This window comes from Neobacillus terrae (assembly GCF_011393025.1).
GTDB classification, from domain to species: domain Bacteria; phylum Bacillota; class Bacilli; order Bacillales; family Cytobacillaceae; genus Neobacillus_A; species Neobacillus_A terrae.
The window spans coordinates 1-2,402 of the sequence record NZ_JAAOEO010000067.1; the positions used below are offsets into that span (position 1 = coordinate 1).

The 2,402-nt window shown below is 33.8% G+C and carries 4 protein-coding genes; all 4 read left to right on the forward strand.

The features are described 5' to 3' along the window. Positions 1-142 precede the first annotated feature (142 nt). Positions 143-934 (forward strand): phosphotransferase family protein, encoded by a 792-nt coding sequence (locus tag G8761_RS26585; protein WP_166030941.1) that lies wholly within the window; start codon positions 143-145, stop codon positions 932-934. Positions 935-1,183: 249 nt separating this feature from the next. Beyond that, on the forward strand, positions 1,184-1,603 hold the full coding sequence (gene mce, locus G8761_RS26590) for a methylmalonyl-CoA epimerase (RefSeq protein WP_166030942.1): 420 nt from the start codon (positions 1,184-1,186) through the stop codon (positions 1,601-1,603). A 191-nt stretch (positions 1,604-1,794) separates the two neighbouring features. Next, entirely contained in the window at positions 1,795-1,938 is a 144-nt protein-coding gene (locus G8761_RS27985) for an NUDIX hydrolase (protein ID WP_338001047.1), read from the forward strand. Further along, on the forward strand, positions 1,938-2,243 hold the full coding sequence (locus G8761_RS26595) for an NUDIX domain-containing protein (RefSeq protein ID WP_338001048.1): 306 nt from the start codon (positions 1,938-1,940) through the stop codon (positions 2,241-2,243). The genes G8761_RS27985 and G8761_RS26595 overlap by 1 nt, the downstream gene beginning before the upstream one ends. Positions 2,244-2,402: the final 159 nt, after the last annotated feature.

The window sequence follows — 2,402 nt, forward strand, 5'->3', positions numbered from 1 at the left end:
CGGTGAAAGTCGCATGTACGGTGTGAACAGGGGGAAAAGGGAGCGATAACTTCAAACCCTTACCTATCTGTATTAAGAGGGTTTTCTTATATTGTTAAGGAATTAATAGATAATGTTCTTTTTAGTCGGGGTGAAAAATCAAATGCTACCAATGCTAATCGATGAAATTCCAATTGAAATAAAAGAATTCGTTAATAACATTAATTCTATTAGATTTCCAAGACAAGGTTATACCTCAACCGTAGGGATAATTCAAAGTAATCGAGGTACTTATGTAATAAAACGGACAAAGGGAGAGTTGTTTTGTTCGGGATTAAATAAAGAAATATTTGTACTAAACTGTCTGGCTAAAGAAACGAAACTACCTATACCAAAAGTAATGCAATTTGTTCAACAGATAGACAAAAAACAATGTTGGGCTGTCTTTGAGTTCTTTGAAGGGGAAACTCTTAGAACTGCTTTATGGAATGAGAAAAATAATGAAAAACGCTGGGAATTAATATTTAAATTTGGAAAAATCCTATCACAAATTCACTCAACCCCTTGTCCTACTGAACTAATCCACGAACAACATTGGCTAGACCAAATGTTAATACAGGCAGAATATAACTTGAAAAATCAAAAGGTAGATGGAAATGAGGAGTTATTAGAAAAAATTAAAATTAATAAACCCAATGACTGTAAACAGTCACTAATTCACGGAGATTACACGATTGATAATGTATTAGTTTACAACGGAGAAATTACTTGCGTAATTGATTGGGGGACTGGAGCCTATGGGGACCCAAGATATGATGTATCATTAGCTATTCGACCTAAACCTAATGCATTTGAAAATAAATTAGATAAACAAATTTTCTTTGAAGGGTACAGAGGAAATATTGATGATAAGGTTTATGATTATTTTGTAAGTGGGTTATATGAGTTCTTTTAGTATCTTCGTTCTTCAATAACGGGGGCTTATGTTAAAAATGGGATGGCAGCGGCTATCCCGTTTTCTTATTATGCTAACGGGCAGTTTAGCACAATAAGCATTTAGACTATTTGAACATTGAAAAGCGAATTAAAGTAATAGTTCAACAAGAATGCTTGATTTTTGACCCGTTTTTTGTTGACTCGATAATAAAAGCAATGTAATAACTAAAAAAAGTTCAGTTTGAATCGGATGGAAAGGTGTGAAAAAATGGATAAAAAAATAGACCATATAGGAATCGCTGTACGTAATTTGGACGCCAGCATTAATTTTTATATAAATGTGTTAGGAGGGGAGTTGCTAGAACGTTATAAAAGCGAGGATAAAGGTGTTGAAAGTGAAATCGCTGTTATAGAAATCAATGAAGATAGAATTGAGTTACTGTCTCCAACAAATAATGTCACATCACCCATTGCACGGTTTATTCAACAAAAGGGTAAAGGTGTGCATCATATTGCTTATCGGGTTGACAATCTTGAGATTGCTTTAGAAGAACTTAACAAAAAAGGTATTCGTACATTAGAAGGTACATTAAGAATAAACAAACACGGGAGAAGATTAATTTATCTAAACCCAGCTGATACAGAAGGAACAATTATTGAGTATTGTGATTATCCTAACAAAAGTTGATTTCTTAATGAGTGAATAAAACTCTAAAAATGATAAAGTTCATAGTTAATTCATTCTATTTGTTTATTATAAGTGGGGTTGTATCAACAGCTCCTTTTCTTTTGTGCTAAAGGGGCAGGTTGGCGGAAGAGTCCAGAAAGCTCTTTGTTCAAGAATTGGGACATTTAACGGAATATGCGAGGGGAATACGAATGGAATACTTCAAATATCTAAGACAGTATGTGGGTCATAGACCAATTATTTTACCTGGATCAGTTGTTATCATTGTAAATCAGCAAAATGAGATATTATTGCAAGAGAGGCACAATGGAAATTGGGGATTACAAGGTGCTTAATGGATTTAGGAGAAAGTTTTGAAGAGGTGGCAAAAAGAGAGGTTTTTGAAGAAACAGGGTTAATAGTTGAAAACCTAAAGTTACTTAATGTACACTCTGGTTCAAATTATTACTTAAAAGTACCTAATGGGGATGAATTATATTCGGCAACAGCCGTTTATTACACCAAAGATTTTAGTGGTGATATGAAGATTGATTATAGTGAGTCGAAAGATATGAGGTATTTCCCAACGGATAATTTGCCAAATGGACTAAATGGTAATGATAAAGGCTTTATAGAGGAATATGTAAAGATAAATAAATGAGGGATATTTTTAAACCGCAGAGCCTCCTTAACGGAGCACGATTTTGGACTAAATGTCACTAATCTTATTCAACTAACGGGGCAGGTTAGCATTCCTGTAGAGCGTTATTTTTCATCTTTGAAAAAAATAGAGCTCCTCAGTAAGATATGAGTAAGACAC

What these genes read in the sequence shown, in the direction of transcription:
- mce (WP_166030942.1), top strand. Translation starts at nt 1,184, where the DNA reads ATGGATAAAAAAATAGACCATATAGGAATCGCTGTACGTAATTTGGAC.
- G8761_RS26595 (WP_338001048.1), top strand. Translation starts at nt 1,938, where the DNA reads ATGGATTTAGGAGAAAGTTTTGAAGAGGTGGCAAAAAGAGAGGTTTTT.
- G8761_RS27985 (WP_338001047.1), top strand. Translation starts at nt 1,795, where the DNA reads ATGGAATACTTCAAATATCTAAGACAGTATGTGGGTCATAGACCAATT.
- G8761_RS26585 (WP_166030941.1), top strand. Translation starts at nt 143, where the DNA reads ATGCTACCAATGCTAATCGATGAAATTCCAATTGAAATAAAAGAATTC.